The sequence below is a fragment of the Melaminivora jejuensis genome (assembly GCF_017811175.1).
GTDB lineage: Bacteria > Pseudomonadota > Gammaproteobacteria > Burkholderiales > Burkholderiaceae_C > Melaminivora > Melaminivora jejuensis.
The window spans coordinates 3,422,501-3,437,556 of sequence record NZ_JACWIJ010000002.1 but is presented as its reverse complement, the minus strand read 5'-3'; the positions used below and the strand labels follow the sequence as shown (position 1 = coordinate 3,437,556).

10 protein-coding genes, 2 rRNA genes and 1 pseudogene (1 of these 13 cut by a window edge) are annotated in these 15,056 nt (G+C 66.0%); all 13 read right to left on the bottom strand.

Annotation, left to right across the window (positions count from 1 at the left end; translation table 11 throughout):
• Positions 1–3: 3 nt before the first annotated feature.
• The gene (locus IDM45_RS16115; protein WP_209423730.1) at positions 4–891 is read right to left on the bottom strand and encodes a hypothetical protein; all 888 of its coding nucleotides are present in this window, start codon (positions 889–891) and stop codon (positions 4–6) included.
• On the bottom strand, positions 881–1,633 hold the full coding sequence (locus tag IDM45_RS16110; protein ID WP_209423729.1) for a hypothetical protein: 753 nt from the start codon (positions 1,631–1,633) through the stop codon (positions 881–883). Before IDM45_RS16110 ends, IDM45_RS16115 begins: the two co-directional genes overlap by 11 nt.
• Complete coding sequence (alr, locus tag IDM45_RS16105; RefSeq protein WP_209423728.1) at positions 1,630–2,775, bottom strand: alanine racemase; 1,146 nt, start codon at positions 2,773–2,775, stop codon at positions 1,630–1,632. The genes IDM45_RS16110 and alr overlap by 4 nt, the downstream gene beginning before the upstream one ends.
• Positions 2,776–2,777: 2 nt before the next feature.
• The gene (locus IDM45_RS16100; protein WP_209423727.1) at positions 2,778–3,449 is read right to left on the bottom strand and encodes an N-acetyltransferase; all 672 of its coding nucleotides are present in this window, start codon (positions 3,447–3,449) and stop codon (positions 2,778–2,780) included.
• Positions 3,446–4,495, bottom strand: coding sequence for an ABC transporter substrate-binding protein (locus tag IDM45_RS16095; protein ID WP_209423726.1), 1,050 nt, complete (start codon positions 4,493–4,495; stop codon positions 3,446–3,448). Before IDM45_RS16095 ends, IDM45_RS16100 begins: the two co-directional genes overlap by 4 nt.
• A gap of 26 nt (positions 4,496–4,521) precedes the next feature.
• The gene (locus IDM45_RS16090) at positions 4,522–6,900 is read right to left on the bottom strand and encodes an MFS transporter (protein ID WP_209423725.1); all 2,379 of its coding nucleotides are present in this window, start codon (positions 6,898–6,900) and stop codon (positions 4,522–4,524) included.
• A 30-nt stretch (positions 6,901–6,930) separates the two neighbouring features.
• A pseudogene (locus IDM45_RS16085) lies at positions 6,931–8,126 on the bottom strand (acetyl-CoA C-acyltransferase).
• The gene (gene aceK / locus IDM45_RS16080; protein ID WP_209423724.1) at positions 8,123–9,979 is read right to left on the bottom strand and encodes a bifunctional isocitrate dehydrogenase kinase/phosphatase; all 1,857 of its coding nucleotides are present in this window, start codon (positions 9,977–9,979) and stop codon (positions 8,123–8,125) included. The pseudogene IDM45_RS16085 and the gene aceK overlap by 4 nt, the downstream one beginning before the upstream one ends.
• A gap of 61 nt (positions 9,980–10,040) precedes the next feature.
• A complete protein-coding gene (gene can / locus IDM45_RS16075) occupies positions 10,041–10,703 on the bottom strand; it encodes a carbonate dehydratase (protein ID WP_209423723.1) in 663 nt (220 codons plus the stop codon).
• Between the two features lie 54 nt (positions 10,704–10,757).
• Entirely contained in the window at positions 10,758–11,945 is a 1,188-nt protein-coding gene (locus IDM45_RS16070; RefSeq protein WP_209423722.1) for an isovaleryl-CoA dehydrogenase, read from the bottom strand.
• Positions 11,946–11,997: 52 nt separating this feature from the next.
• Positions 11,998–12,408 (bottom strand): MerR family transcriptional regulator, encoded by a 411-nt coding sequence (locus IDM45_RS16065; protein WP_209423721.1) that lies wholly within the window; start codon positions 12,406–12,408, stop codon positions 11,998–12,000.
• Between the two features lie 194 nt (positions 12,409–12,602).
• Positions 12,603–12,715: ribosomal RNA gene (gene rrf, locus IDM45_RS16060) — 5S ribosomal RNA — on the bottom strand.
• A 175-nt stretch (positions 12,716–12,890) separates the two neighbouring features.
• Positions 12,891–15,056: ribosomal RNA gene (locus IDM45_RS16055) — 23S ribosomal RNA — on the bottom strand; it runs 714 nt beyond the window's last position.

Here is a 15,056-nt window from a genome sequence, read left to right as displayed (position 1 = left end):
GGTTCAGTCCGCCTGGGGAGCGCTGGCGGCCACGGCGCAGGCGGCCAGGCAGCGCTCGATGTCGGCGCGCAGCCGGCCATCGAAGTCCATGGCCAGCAACTCCTGGCCGTAGTCCTGCACCGCCCGGCGTGCGGCCAGCACCTGGGCATCGCCCCGGGCCAGTGCCTGCGCCAGCGCCGGCAGGCCGGGGGCCGCGTCCGCATCCAGGCCGGCAGGCTCGGCCTGGAGCGGCAGCTCTGCGCTGGCGCAGTGCAGGCGCTGCAGCACCTGGCGGCGCTGGCGCTCCATGCGCGCGCCCGGCCCGGCGGCGACCAGCCAGGCGGTCAGGCCCGCCAGGCCCAGCACCAGTGCGGCGCTCTGCCAGGTCGCCTGCACCAGGCCGCGTCGCACGCTGACCCCGGCGTCCACGCCCACTTCCACGGTGCCGGCAGTGCCACCATCCCCGGCGCCGCCGATGGCGACGCGCACGCTGCCAGCCTGGTCGGGAGCGCTGCGCACGGCGCTGCGCGCACCATGCAGCACGCTGCCGTCGGCGGCCTCGACGGCGATGTGCGTCAAGGCCGGGCGCTGCTGCAGCGTCGTTTGCAAGTAGGCCGCAACGCCCGGCAGCTCGGCCAGCGGAATGCCCAGGCGCACCGCCCGGCCCAGTTGCTGGGCCAGCGTCTGGGCCACCGATTGCGCCAGCGCCCGGGCATCGTCGCGCGCCAATTGCAGGCTGCTGCTGCGCAGCTCATGCACGGCCCACAGCGCGCAGGCCGCGCCCACGGCGGTGAGCACGGCAAAGACCAGGGCGGCGCAGCGCCAGCGCAAGTCCTGGCTGAGGGACTGCACGGCGGAGGGAGCGGGGATTGCGGTGCCGCAAAGGCTGGCGCTGCTGGCATCAGGCTTCATGGTCGAGCGCCTCCAGTTGCGCCAGCGCCCGGCGGCACTGCTCGCGCTCGCGCTGCCAGCCCTGCTGCTGGCGCACTGCGGCTTGCTGCAGGCCGTCCTGTGGTGCGCCGGCTGGCTCGCCGCGCAGGATGGCGGCGGCTGCGCCGTAGGGCTGGCCCAGGCGGCGCAGGCCGATGTGTAGCACCAGCCCGGCGGCCAAGGCTGCCAGCAGGCCCGCTGCCAACCAGCGCAGCAATTGGCGGCTGCGTGCGTACCACTGGGCCAGCGTGGCCGGCGCAGCGGCCGTGGAGACGGTGATGACGATGCCGCCGGCGGCCTGCGCCAGATCGTTGTCGAAGCGCTGTCCGACCTGGCGCTGGCCGGGCGCCGTGCCTTGCCAGGGCTGCTCGCGCGCCAGCAGTTCGCGCCACTGCACCGGCACCGCCGTGCCCCGGCTGCCGGGGTCGGTGCTGTAGAGCACGGTGCCCGCCGGGCTGAAGACGTCGATGGCGACGATGCCGGCAAAGGCGGTCTGTTCGCGCTCCAGCATGTCCTGCAGCGCCGGCATCTGCTCCAGCTGCAGGCCAGTGGCCAGATAGCTTTCCGCCGAGGTGCGCAGGTGGCGCAGCAAATAGGCCTCGCGCTGCGCCGACAGCTGCTGCTGCTGCTGCCCGCCGGCGTGCTGCACCAGCAGCCACAGCAGCAGCACCAGCGCGCCGATGGCCGCCAGTGCCAGCGCCACGATGCGCCCGGCCTGGCTCATGACGCGCCATCCACGGCGCGGCGCTGCGGCGCCAGGCGCGCGCTCAGGGTCAGCAGCACATTGGGCGGCACCTCGGCGGCGGCGGCCAGCTGCGTCAGCGGCTGCTGTGTGCCATAGACCTCGGCCCACATGCCGGGCTGCACCTGGCCGGGGGCGTAGTCGCTGACATCCAGCGCCACCATGCCCATGGCCACGCCGCCGACGATGGGTGCGCTGCGTCCGGCCAGCACCATGGTGCCTCGATTGGCCAGCGAGAACGGCAGGCCGTCGCCATAGCCCATGGCCACGGTGGCGATACGGCAGTCGCGCGGCGCGATGTAGCCGCCAGCGTAGCCGACCTCGGTGCCGGCGGCGACATCGGCCACGCGCAGCACCGGGGCGTGCAGCCGCGCCACGGGCCGCAGCGGCACCTGGATGCGCTCGCTGGTCGGCACGCCCCAAAGGGCGCTGCCCACGCGCACATGCTCGAAGTGCCACTTTTGCCCGGCGAACACGCTGGAGGAGGTGGCGATGCTGCGCGCGGCGGCGGGCAGGCGTGCCGTCCATTGCACGAAGCGCTGGCGCTGCTGCTGGCATTGCGGGGCCTCGGGGTCGTGGAACCGCCCCAGATGGGTCAGCCACAGCCGGGGCTGGGCGGCTCGCCACAGCGCGCTGTCAGCGCCCAATTGCGCCCAGCCGGCGCTGTCGAAGCCCACTCGTGTCAGGCCGGTGTCCAGATGCACGGCCACCGGCAGGCGCCGGTCGCCGGGCAGTGGCTGCCGGCACAGGGCAGCCAGCTCGTGCGCGCCCGTGAGCGCCGGCAGCAGGCCATGCGGGGCGAAGTCCTGCGCCTGCCCACCGCCCAGGCCGTTGAGCACCCATACGCGCAGGCCCTGCTGTCGGGCGTCCACCGCATCGACGGGCAGGCAGGCCTGCAGGGCCAGGCCCTCATCCAGGCTGGACACCCAGAAATCCCGGCAGCCCAGCCGCCACAGCCGGGGCGCGACCAGGGCCACGCCCAGCCCGTAGGCATCGTTCTTGAGCACCGCCCCGACGCTGCTGTCCGGGCAGGCGGCGCGCACGATCTGCCAGTTGTGCGCCAGCGCCTGCAGATCGACAGACAGGCAGGGGCCATAGGCTGTGCCGAGGGCATCGAGCGGCATGGCTAGCTGTCCTTTGCGCAGCCCGGCAGCAAACGCAGATGTCCGTCCTGCCTGCCTGCCGCCACGCCGCGCCAGCCCTGGGCCAGCAGGTGCTGCTGGCGCTCCAGCGCCTGCGGCCCCAGTTCCAGCGCCTGGCTTTCGTCAGCGCGAAAAAGCTCGCCCGGCACTCGCGCCAGCAGATAGCGGGCATGGCCGCCATAGCGGTATTGCACGGCGCGCACGCTCAGGCCGCAGGCCAGCAGGCTGCGCCAGCTGGCTGGGTTGCCCGGGGCGGAGGTGGCCAGCACGCTGCTGGCACCGGCCAGCTCCAGGCGCCGCTGGATCAGCAGGCGCTGCAGGCCGTGGCCGCGCCAGGCACGGTGGACGGCGGCACCGGCCAGCTTGCACAGCGGCGCGCCTTCAGGCAGGCCCAGCAGGGCGCGCGGCGCGTCGTCCGCCAGCAGGTCGTGCTGCAGCACGCCATAGGCCACCAGGGCAGCGCCAGTCCAGCCGCCCAGCACCCGGCCCCGCCCGCCCAGCAGGCTGGCCAGGAAGTCGCGCGTCTCGGGCTTGACCGTCTGCACCGCCATGCCCTCGATGCTGTGCAGGTGCAGGGCGTGCATGGCGTCCAGGTCGTGCGGCTGCAGCCGCCGCCAGTGCAGTGCGTCGATGTCGGGGCTGGTGGGACTGCTCATGAGGCGAAGGCCAGCGGCCCGCCCACGGCGATGACCTCGGCGTAGTTGAGCATGTCGATGGGTGGATACAGGCGCAACTGCCGCGCCACCTGCATGTTGACCAGCAGCGAAAAGCGCTTGAGTGTCTCCACCGGCACGCTGCCCGGCGACTTGCCGGCCACCAGGATGTCCAGCGCCTTGGCCGCTGCCAGCTGGCCCACCGACCAGTAGCGGCTGACCAGCCCCAGCAGCGCGCCGCCCGAGCGCACGGCCAGCTCCGCCGCGCCGAACGAGGGCAACTGCAGCTCCAGTGCCGCCGGCGTGATGCGCCCGTAGAGCGTGCCCAGAAAGGTATCGGGCAGCAGGTACAGCCACTGGGCGCCGGCGGCGTGCAGCTCGGCCACCAGGTCTTCCACACCATCGGCCAGCGGCTGGCCGGCGGCGTTGGTGCGGAAGTTGCGCTCGATCAGCTGCGTCTGGTGGGCAGCGCACCAGGTGCGCGTCTGCGCCACGATGGCCTGGGAGTTGGCTTCGCTGCGGTTGTAGAGCACGCCCAGCTTCGCATAGGGCCGGTAGTTGTGCATGACGCGCAACTGAACGTCGGGCGGCACCACATGCACGGCGCCGGTGACGTTGCGCCCGGGCGCATCCAGCCGCTCCACGATGCGCGACTGCACCGGCGCCGCCACCAGGGCAAAGACCACCGGGATATCGTGCAGATAGTGCCGGCCCTCGTCCCGGGCGTCGAAGGGGCCGACCAGTGCCAGCGTGGCCGGCGTGCCCCAGACGTAGATCAGGTCGGGGGCCAGGCTGCGCGCCTCCTGGATGATGGCGGGCATGTGCGCCACGTCCTGCTGCAGGTCGCGCACGGTGTAGCGCACGCGCAGGCCGGCGTCCGCCAGGTAGGCGCGAAAGCCCTTGTCCACATCGGTCTCACCACGGAAGGTGATCATCAGGATGTGGAATTCGCGCTGCGGCTCCTGCGGCAGCGCGGCAGCGACGGGCAGCGCCGCCAGCAGGGAGGTGCTGCCGTGCAGGCAATGGCGGAGAAACGTTCGGCGTGACATATGGGAACAGGAAGCGAGGCAGTTTCTCACACGGTTTTGCAAAATGTCTCGCTTTGATTGCGCTGCAGGCTCATGCCATAGACCGCGCTGCCGGCCAGCGCCAGCAGGCCCAGCGCTGCCACTGCCGGCCCGAAGCCCCACAGCGGCAGCAGCCAGGCGCCAGCCAGCGGCCCCAGGGCGCTGCCGCCGCGCTCGGTCATGCGAAACAGGCCCAGCACTGCCGCGCCCTGGCGCGCCGGCAGCTGGCGCGCTGCGTCAGCCACCATGGCCGACTGCGGCGTGATCGACAGTGCCTGCCCCACGCCCAGGCCCAGCAACACCAGCGCCAGGGCCAGCGGCGTATTGCCCGCCGGCCAGGCCAGCAGGGCGCTGGCGCTGGCCAGCAGGCCACCGGCCAGCACGAAGGCCGAGCGGCGCTGCCAGCGGTCGGCCTGCTGCGCCGCCAGCGGCACCAGCAGCACCATGATCAGCGGGTACAGCGTCTGCAGTCGCCCGGTGACGGCGCTGCCGTAGCCCAGATCCTGCAGGTGCAGGGGCAGCAGGTAAAAGCACAGCCCGGCCAGCAGCAGCTTGGCCGGCAGCGCGCAGCCCAGCAGCAGCGCGGCCAGGCCGGGTTGGCGCAGCAGATCGCGCAGCGCCAGGCGCTGCCCCGGCGCCGGCCCGGTGCTGGCCGGGGCGGCCCCTGCCTGCGATCTGCCGGGCGGCATCTGGACTCGTGCCACCAGCGCCGCCAGCAGCGCCACGGCAGCCGCCAGTGCCAGCGCCCCCGTCACGCCCCAGCGCTGCGCCGCCATCCCGCCCAGTGGCGGGCCGCACAGGCCGGCCACCAAAATGGCGCGCACGAACTGGCCCAGGCTGCGCGCCCGGTCGGCGCTGCTGGAGGCATCGATGACCGCGCCCTGTGCCGAGACGAACACCACGGCGAAACCCACGGCGCTGAGTACCCGCGCTGCCAGCAACGCCTGGAACTGCGGCACCAGTGCTGCCCAGAGCAGGCCGGCGGCGCCCAGCAGCGCTCCCAGCACCAATCCCCGGCGCCGGCCAAAGCGCTCCGACCAAGCCGCCAGCGGCCATTGCAGCAGCGCCACGACCAGCAGGAAAACCGTCAACGGCAAACCGGCCAGCCATTCCGCAGGCCAGCCCCAGTGCGCTGGCGCCAGGGTGCGCGCCCAGGTCGGCATGAAGGGGCGCGTCAGCTCCTCGGAGAGCATGAAAAGAAACAGCGCCGGGCGCACCGCAGCAGCGCCCGAGGGGCGCCACGCGGCGCGGCCCCGCTGCCGGCCCTGGCGCCGAGCCTGCAGGACATCCAGGGCGCGGGCGCCGCGCGTGCCCAGGCCCAGCGCCACCCATTCCAGCGACAGCAGCAGGCAGATGACGCCCAGGAAGGCCATGTCCAGCAGCGTCTCGCGCAGACGCCGCGCCAGCACCTGCGGGTCGAGCTGGAGCAGCACCTGCGCCACCGCCGGCGCATCCGGCGCCAGGCTCACGGCTGCGGCCACTGTCCAGCGTCCAGGCGGCACGGGACTGCCGGCCAGCAATTGCCCGTCGGCGGCCACCACGGCCAGGGCCTTGATCTCCGGGCTGCGTTCGCGCAGTGCAGCCACGTGTTCCGGGATGCCGACCAACGCGTCGGCAGGCACACCGACCTGCAGCGCCCGCGCCACCAGGGCGGCGCTGGAGCGCGCCACGGCCTGCGCCTTGGCCATCTGGTCTGGCCCGATGCCGGCCTGGGCGGCGCTACCGGCACGCCAGCCCATCCAGAGCAGCGCGCCAGCCAGCAGCAGCACTGCCAGCCAGACCAGCCGGGTGCGTTCGTTGCCTGAGGCGCGCCGCGCCGTCACCGGCTGATGCACGCCGCGCACCAGCCAGGAGCATCCCAGAGCCATGCCAGCCATCACCCACAGCAAGGCTGGCAGCATGGCCTGCCACAGGCTGCGCTGCAGCTGGATACGTGCAGTGTCCAGCACCGCTTCGTCGTAGTGCAATCGCACCTGGGCCACGCTTTGACCCAGATCGTTGCGAATGGGCGCCTGCGTCCAGGCCGACGCTGCCGGCGCCGGCCCGTCAGCCGCCCGGCCCCGGGTCTGCAGCAGCGTCTGGCCCTGCGCACCCACGATGTCGAAGGACAACAGCGCCGGCTCCAGCGCCGCCTCACGCTCCAGCAGGGCAGCGACCGGCGAGCCGGCGGACAGGGCAATGCCCAAGGCCTGGGCATTCTCGGCAGCTTCGGCGGCGCGCTGGGTCAGCAAGGCAAAGCGCGCCTGGAAGGTCTCATCCTGGGCGGTACGCAGCGTGGCCTGCACCAGATAGGTGCCTCCCACCAGGGTCAGGCAGCAAATGCCGGCCAGCAGCGCAGCAAAACGCCACAGCAGACGCGCCATGCCCTGGCTGCGTGCTGGCTTCATTGCTCAGGTTCAGGGGCGGTCGGGCGCCGCTCAGACCAATTCGATCGCCATGGCCGTGGCCTCGCCGCCGCCGATGCACAGTGTGGCCAGACCCTTTTTCTTGCCGCTGTGCTGCAGTGCGTGCAGCAGCGTGACCAGGATGCGCGCACCGCTGGCGCCGATGGGATGGCCCAGGGCGCAGGCACCGCCGTGGACGTTGACCTTGTCGTGCGGCACGCTCAGGTCGGCCATCAGCGCCATGGGCACGACGGCGAAGGCCTCGTTGATCTCCCACAGATCGACGTCCTCCACCTTCCAGCCAGCCTTCTTCAAGGCCTTTTCGGTGGCACCGACGGGGGCAGTGGTGAACCACTCGGGTTCCTGCGCGTGCGTGGCGTGGGCAACGATGCGCGCCAGCGGCTTGGCACCCAGTTCGCGCGCGGTGGATTCGCGCATCAGCACCAGGGCGGCAGCGCCGTCGTTGATGCTGGAGCTGGACGCAGCCGTGATGGTGCCGTCCTTCTTGAAAGCGGGCTTGAGGCCGGCGATCTTGTCCAGGCGCGCCTTGCCCGGGCTTTCGTCCTCGCTCACCGTCACCTCGCCCTTGCGCGTCTTGACGGTGACCGGGGCGATCTCGGCCTTGAACGCTCCCGAATTGATAGCTGCCTGCGCACGCTGGACGCTGGAAATCGCGAATTTATCCTGATCTTCCCGGGTGAACTGGTACTTGGCGGCGCAGTCCTCGCCGAAGGTGCCCATGGAGCGGCCCGGCTCGTAGGCGTCCTCCAGGCCGTCGAGCATCATGTGGTCATAGACCTTGTCGTGGCCCATGCGGTAGCCGCCGCGGCCCTTTTTCAGCAGGTAGGGGCGTTGGTCATGCTCTCCATGCCACCGGCCACCATGACGTCGCGGCTGCCAGCCACCAACTGGTCGTGCGCCAGGATGGTGGCCTCCATGCCGGCGCCGCACATCTTGGACAGGGTGACGGCGCCGGTGCTGCGTGGCAGGCCGGCAGCATGGCCGGCCTGCCGCGCCGGGGCCTGGCCCTGTCCGGCCATCAGGCAGTTGCCGAACAACACTTCATCGACCTTCTCGGGGGCGATGCCGGCGCGCTCGACAGCAGCGCGGATGGCAGCGCCGCCCAGCTGCCAGGCCTGCAGCTCGGCAAAATCGCCCTGGAAGGCGCCCATGGGCGTGCGTGCAGCACCGACGATGACGATGGGGTCTTGGCTCTGGAGGGAAATCATGGCATGGCTCCTGAAAGGGTTGGAACAGAAAAAGGAAAAGCGCTGGCGCAAGGAGCGGCGGTTGCAGTCCCGAAGCGCCGCTGCACGTCATAGGGAAACACGTCATAGACATGCCCGGCCTGGATGCGCTCCTTGTGCGTCTGCCAGAAGGTGACATCCAGCAGGTCGGCATGATGGCGCAGGAAAATCTCGCGCACCGCCGGGTTGCCCAGCAAGAAGGGCTCGAAGGTTTCGGGGAACACATCACGCGGGCCAACCGGCCACCAGACTTCGCCCGACAGCTCGTCGTCCTCGTTGCGCGGGGGTGGCACGCGGCGGAAATGGCAGTCCGTCAGGTATTCGATCTCGTCGTAGTCGTAGAACACCACCTTGCCGTTCCTCGTGATGCCGAAATTCTTCCACAGCATGTCGCCAGGAAAAATGTTGGCCGCCACCAGATCCTTGATGGCGTTGCCGTACTCGATCACGGCATATTCCAGCGCCTGGCGCACCTGCGGCCTGTCCAGGCCAGCCTCGAAGCACTCCTGCAGGTGGATGTTGAGCGGAATCATGCGCCGCTCGATGTACAGGTGGCGGATGATGACCTCCTGGCGGCCATCGCCGTCGCGGTCGCTGATCTCGATCTGGCTGGGGGCGTGGCGCTGGATTTCCTCGATCAGCTCGTCGGAAAAGCGCTCGCGCGGAAAGGCCACCAGGCTGTACTCCAGGGTATCGGCCATGCGGCCCACACGGTCGTGCTGCTTGACCAGCAGGTATTTGGCCTTGACCTGCTCGCGCGTGGTGTCCTTGGGCGCCGGGAAGCGATCCTTGATCAGCTTGAAGACATAGGGAAAGCTCGGCAGGTCGAACACCAGCATGACCATGCCGCGAATGCCCGGCGCGATGCGAAAGCTGTCGCTGGAGTATTTCAGGTGGTGCAGGAAGTCCCGGTAGAACAGCGTCTTACCCTGCTTGGCCAGGCCCAGCGCGGTGTACAGCTCGCCGCGCGGCTTTCTCGGCATCAGGCTGCGCAGGAACTGCACATAGGCGCTGGGCACGTCCATGTCAACCATGAAGTAGGCCCGCGCAAACGAGAACAGCATGTACAGATCGTTTTCGCCGAACAGCACGGCATCGATGATCAGGCCACCATGCTCACCATGCAGGATGGGCAGCGCCAGCGGCAGCTCGTGGTAGCCGTTGACGATCTTGCCGACCAGATAGGCGCCCTTGTTGCGGTAGAACAGGCTGCTGAGCACCTGGATCTGGAAGTTGGTGTGCAGTCTGATATCGCCCAGGCGCTGATGCACGGCCTGGACTACCTGCTGCACATCGCGCGCCAGATCCTCGAAGGGGCGCTGCAGGCCACACTCCTCGACGATGGTCTGCACCGCCTCCTGCAGCTGGCTGGCGCGGGGGTAGTAGGCGCGGTAGATGGGCCGGGCAGCGGGGTCGTCGCTTTCGATGTACTCGGTGCTGACGGCCGGGCGCACGAAGATGAAGTCGTTCTGGAAGTGCGTGCGGTGCAGGATCTTGGTTGTGACCGAGTTGAAGAAGGTCTCGGCCAGCTCGGGCTGCAGGTGGTTGACCATCAGGCCGATGTAGTGCAGCTTGACCTCGTGCCACACGGCCATGGGCAGGGCGCCGGCGCCGAACTCCTTGTCCAGCCGGCGCACGCACTCCTTGACGCGCAGGTCGTAGAACTCGATGCGCTCGCGCTGGGCGCGCTGCTGCCCATGCCAGTCTGCCGTCTCGAAGCGGTGCTTGGCCCGGGCAGATTCCGCCTGGAACAGGCGATAGTGGCGGTTGAAGCCATCCATCATGGCCCGGGCGATGGCCCAGGCCTGGGGAGCGTCGAGACGTTCGGGAAACATGGATGAGCGAGCCTGCCGCGCTGTGCCGCGCGCCGCGCCAGAGCGACGGCAGCAGATGGCGTCAGTGGCGCTCGCGCTGGGCGACGCGCTCGACGGCGCGCTGCTGCACGGCGTCCAGGCCGCCAGCGCCGGGCACCGTGACTTCGACGTTGGTAATCAGGCCGTTGCGCAGGCTGTAGCACCAACCATGCAGCGTCAGCTGCTGTCCACGCGCCCAGGCGTCCTGCACCACCGTGCTGTGCGCCACGTTGGCCACCTGCTCAATGACGTTGAGTTCGCACAAGGCATCCAGGCGCCACTGGGGCGAAAGGTCGGCGAGCAGGTCGGCGTACTTGTCGCGCACATCCTTGACGTGGCGGATCCAGTTGTCCGCCAAGCCCACGCGCATGTCTTCCATGGCCGCACGCACGCCGCCGCAGCCATAGTGACCCACCACCATCAGGTGCTGCACCTGGAGTTGATCCACGGCGTACTGGATGGTGGACAGCGCATTCAGGTCGCTGGGCACGACGACGTTGGCCACGTTGCGATGCACGAACACCTCGCCCGGCTCCAAGCCCGTGATCTGGTTGGCCGGCACGCGGCTGTCGGAGCAGCCGATCCACATGTAGCGCGGCTTTTGCTGCGCCATCAGGGTGGTGAAGAAGCCGGGGCGCTCGCGCTCCATCTGCTGCGCCCACTCCCGGTTGTGTACGAACAGCTCTTCGATGGTAGCGGTGGTCATCGGTGCTCCTTGGGCGCTGGAATGGTATTTATTGGAAAGATGGGTTGGTGGCACTCAGCAGGTTTCGGCGAACAGCTCCCGGCCGATCAACATGCGGCGAATTTCGCTGGTGCCAGCGCCGATTTCGTACAGCTTGGCGTCGCGCCACAGACGGCCCAGCGGATATTCGTTGATGTAGCCGTTGCCGCCGAAGATCTGCACACCCTCGCCAGCCATCCAGGTGGCTTTCTCGGCTGTCCACAGGATGACGCTGGCGCAGTCCTTGCGCACCTGGCGCACGTGTTCGGTGCCCAGCATGTCCAGGTTCTTGGCCACGGTGTAGGCGAACGAGCGGGCAGCCTGCAGCACGGTATACATGTCCGCCACCTTACCCTGGATGAGCTGGAACTCGCCGATGCTCTGGCCGAACTGCTTGCGGTCGTGGATGTAGGGAATGACGTTGTCCATCACGGACTGCATGATGCCCAGGGGGCCGCCAGTGAGCACGGCACGCTCGTAGTCCAGGCCGCTCATCAGCACTTTGGCCCCACCGCCCACCTGGCCGAGAACGTTCTCAGCCGGCACTTCGACGTTCTCGAACACCAGCTCGCCTGTATGGCTGCCGCGCATACCCAGCTTGTCGAGCTTCTGGGCGATGGAAAAGCCCTTCATGCCTTTTTCGATCAAAAAAGCCGTGACACCACGCGCACCTAGCTCAGGCTCGGTCTTGGCATAGACCACCAGGGTATCGGCATCTGGGCCGTTGGTGATCCACATTTTGTTGCCGTTGAGCAGGTAGTAGCCGTCCTTGTCCTCGGCCTTGAGCTTCATGCTGATGACGTCGGAGCCGGCACCGGGTTCGCTCATGGCCAAGGCGCCCACGTGCTCGCCGCTGATCAGCTTGGGTAGATATTTAGCCTTTTGAGCCTCGCTGCCGTTGCGGTTGATCTGATTGACGCACAGATTGCTATGCGCCCCATAGGACAGGCCCACGGAAGCGCTGGCACGGGAGATCTCCTCCATCGCCACCATGTGGGCGAGGTAGCCCATGTCGGCACCGCCATATTGCTCGGGCACGGTGATGCCCAGCACGCCCAGATCGCCGAATTTCTTCCACAAATCCATGGGGAACTGATCGCTGCGGTCGATCTCGCCAGCGCGCGGGGCGATCTCGGACTGCGCAAACTCACGCACTGCATCGCGCAGCGCATCGATGTCTTCACCGAGTTGGAAGTTCAGGCCTGGCAACTGACTGGCGCTCATGAAGCGTCTCCTATGGAGTGATGGGGCGGTGTATCTTACGTTTACGTAAACGTCAATTATCCATGACTTTGCCCGCTGTGGGTTCGATTTTTCGCAGCAGTTCCTGCGCTTCTCGCTCGTGCTCGCGGACTTCTTCAAGGTTGGCACGCAAATCGGCCATCTGCTCTTCGAGTTGCTTGCGATGGGTCTCCAGCACCTGAAGAAAACGGCGCAACTGCACGCCCGTGTCGCGCGGGCTGTCGTACAGATCGATGATTTCCTTGGCTTCGGACAGCGACAGACCCAGGCGCTTGGCCCTCAAGGTCAGCCGCAGGCGCGTCCGATCCCGGCCGCTGTAGATTCTATTGCGCCCGCCTGGGCCGGCACGCTCGGGCTGCAGCAGCCCCATGTCTTCATAGAAGCGCATGGCCCGTGTGGTGAGATCGAACTCACGGGCAAGGTCGCTGATGGTGTAGGTAGCCATGGCAAATGACGCGCAAGCGCAGATCAACCCAGAATTTCTTGGTTCGCATTGACGTCCACATCAATAACATACCATGATCTTGCGATTCATCTGGGCTTTAGAAGTTTCTGCTTTGCCCAACCCATACACCAAACGCACCAACGCCCTTCAATCGCGAGACTGAAGGGCGTGTTGTGTTGGTGAGTTGTGGGTTAGCCTGACGATGACCTACTTTCACACGGGTATCCGCACTATCATTGGCGCGAAGTCGTTTCACGGTCCTGTTCGGGATGGGAAGGGGTGGTTCCGACTTGCTATGGTCGTCAGGCTTTAAAGGGTAGCGTGCGGCTGATGTGGAGGTCAGTGGGCACGCGAGATTCACAGAAAGTCGGTTTGTCTCTGTTGAGGGAGACGTCAGCGTTTGTCTGGCTTGATTGCGTTGGCACAACTTGTGTGTGTTGTGGTCTTTGCTTGTGTTGATGTGCTGTGCTCATCAAAGTTATAGGGTCAAGCCGCACGGGCAATTAGTACTGGTTAGCTGCGTGCATTGCTGCACTTGCACACCCAGCCTATCAACGTCGTGGTCTACAACGACCCTTCAGGGGGCTCGGGGGCCCCGGCAGATCTCATCTTGAAACGAGTTTCCCGCTTAGATGCTTTCAGCGGTTATCTCTTCCACACTTAGCTACTCGGCGATGCCACTGGCGTGACAACCGATACACCAGAGGTGTGTCCACTCCGGTCCTCTCGTACTAGGAGCAGGCTTCCTCAAATCTGCAGCGCCCACGGAAGATAGGGACCAAACTGTCTCACGACGTTTTAAACCCAGCTCACGTACCTCTTTAAATGGCGAACAGCCATACCCTTGGGACCGACTACAGCCCCAGGATGAGATGAGCCGACATCGAGGTGCCAAACACCGCCGTCGATATGAACTCTTGGGCGGTATCAGCCTGTTATCCCCAGAGTACCTTTTATCCGTTGAGCGATGGCCCTTCCATACAGAACCACCGGATCACTATGTCCTGCTTTCGCATCTGCTCGACTTGTCAGTCTCGCAGTTAAGCACGCTTATGCCATTGCACTATCGCCACGATGTCCGACCGTAGCTAGCGTACCTTCGAACTCCTCCGTTACGCTTTAGGAGGAGACCGCCCCAGTCAAACTGCCCACCATGCACTGTCCCCGATCCCGATAAGGGACCTGGGTTAGAACCTCAAACGCACCAGGGTGGTATTTCAAGGATGGCTCCATGTGAACTGGCGTCCACACTTCAAAGCCTCCCACCTATCCTACACAGATCCGTTCAAAGTCCAATACAAAGCTACAGTAAAGGTTCATGGGGTCTTTCCGTCTTTCCGCGGGGAGATTGCATCATCACAAACATTTCAACTTCGCTGAGTCTCAGGAGGAGACAGCGTGGCCATCGTTACGCCATTCGTGCAGGTCGGAACTTACCCGACAAGGAATTTCGCTACCTTAGGACCGTTATAGTTACGGCCGCCGTTTACTGGGACTTCAATCAAGAGCTTGCACCCCATCATTTAATCTTCCAGCACCGGGCAGGCGTCACACCCTATACGTCCACTTTCGTGTTTGCAGAGTGCTGTGTTTTATTAAACAGTCGCAGCCACCGATTTATTGCAACCGCTTTGGGCTCCCCTTGTACAGGTTCACCTACTTGCGGCATACCTTCTCCCGAAGTTACGGTATCAATTTGCCGAGTTCCTTCTCCTGAGTTCTCTCAAGCGCCTTAGAATACTCATCTCGCGCACCAGTGTCGGTTTGCGGTACGGTCGTCAATAGCTGAAGCTTAGTGGCTTTTCCTGGAAGCAGGGTATCACTCACTTCGGCAGCAAGCTGCCTCGTTATCACCCCTCATCTCAGCCCGGCGGATTTGCCTACCAGGCACGACTACAGGCTTGAACCACCTATTCCAACAGGTGGCTGAGCTAACCTTCTCCGTCCCCACATCGCACTATTGAGCGGTACAGGAATATTGACCTGTTTCCCATCAGCTACGCATCTCTGCCTCGCCTTAGGGGCCGACTCACCCTACGCCGATGAACGTTGCGTAGGAAACCTTGCGCTTACGGCGAGCGGGCTTTTCACCCGCTTTAACGCTACTCATGTCAGCATTCGCACTTGTGATACCTCCAGCAGCCTTCCCAGGCCACCTTCACAGGCTTACACAACGCTCTCCTACCACACACAGTAAACTGTGCATCCGCAGCTTCGGTAACTGGCTTGAGCCCCGTTACATCTTCCGCGCAGGACGACTCGATCAGTGAGCTATTACGCTTTCTTTAAATGATGGCTGCTTCTAAGCCAACATCCTGACTGTTTTAGCCTTCCCACTTCGTTTCCCACTTAGCCAATTTTAGGGACCTTAGCTGGCGGTCTGGGTTGTTTCCCTCTTGAGTCCGGACGTTAGCACCCGGTGCTCTGTCTCCCGCGCTGTACTCTTCGGTATTCGGAGTTTGCCTTGGTTTGGTAAGTCGCCATGACCCCCTAGCCAAAACAGTGCTCTACCCCCGAAGGTAATACGCGAGGCACTACCTAAATAGTTTTCGGAGAGAACCAGCTATTTCCAAGTTTGTTTAGCCTTTCACCCCTATCCACAGCTCATCCGCTACTTTTGCAACAGTAGTCGGTTCGGACCTCCAGTA

Coding starts and splice junctions, on each gene's coding strand:
- IDM45_RS16070 (WP_209423722.1), bottom strand. CDS start 11,945: ATGAGCGCCAGTCAGTTGCCAGGCCTGAACTTCCAACTCGGTGAAGAC.
- IDM45_RS16090 (WP_209423725.1), bottom strand. CDS start 6,900: ATGAAGCCAGCACGCAGCCAGGGCATGGCGCGTCTGCTGTGGCGTTTT.
- IDM45_RS16065 (WP_209423721.1), bottom strand. CDS start 12,408: ATGGCTACCTACACCATCAGCGACCTTGCCCGTGAGTTCGATCTCACC.
- alr (WP_209423728.1), bottom strand. CDS start 2,775: ATGCCGCTCGATGCCCTCGGCACAGCCTATGGCCCCTGCCTGTCTGTC.
- IDM45_RS16115 (WP_209423730.1), bottom strand. CDS start 891: ATGAAGCCTGATGCCAGCAGCGCCAGCCTTTGCGGCACCGCAATCCCC.
- IDM45_RS16095 (WP_209423726.1), bottom strand. CDS start 4,495: ATGTCACGCCGAACGTTTCTCCGCCATTGCCTGCACGGCAGCACCTCC.
- aceK (WP_209423724.1), bottom strand. CDS start 9,979: ATGTTTCCCGAACGTCTCGACGCTCCCCAGGCCTGGGCCATCGCCCGG.
- IDM45_RS16100 (WP_209423727.1), bottom strand. CDS start 3,449: ATGAGCAGTCCCACCAGCCCCGACATCGACGCACTGCACTGGCGGCGG.
- can (WP_209423723.1), bottom strand. CDS start 10,703: ATGACCACCGCTACCATCGAAGAGCTGTTCGTACACAACCGGGAGTGG.
- IDM45_RS16110 (WP_209423729.1), bottom strand. CDS start 1,633: ATGAGCCAGGCCGGGCGCATCGTGGCGCTGGCACTGGCGGCCATCGGC.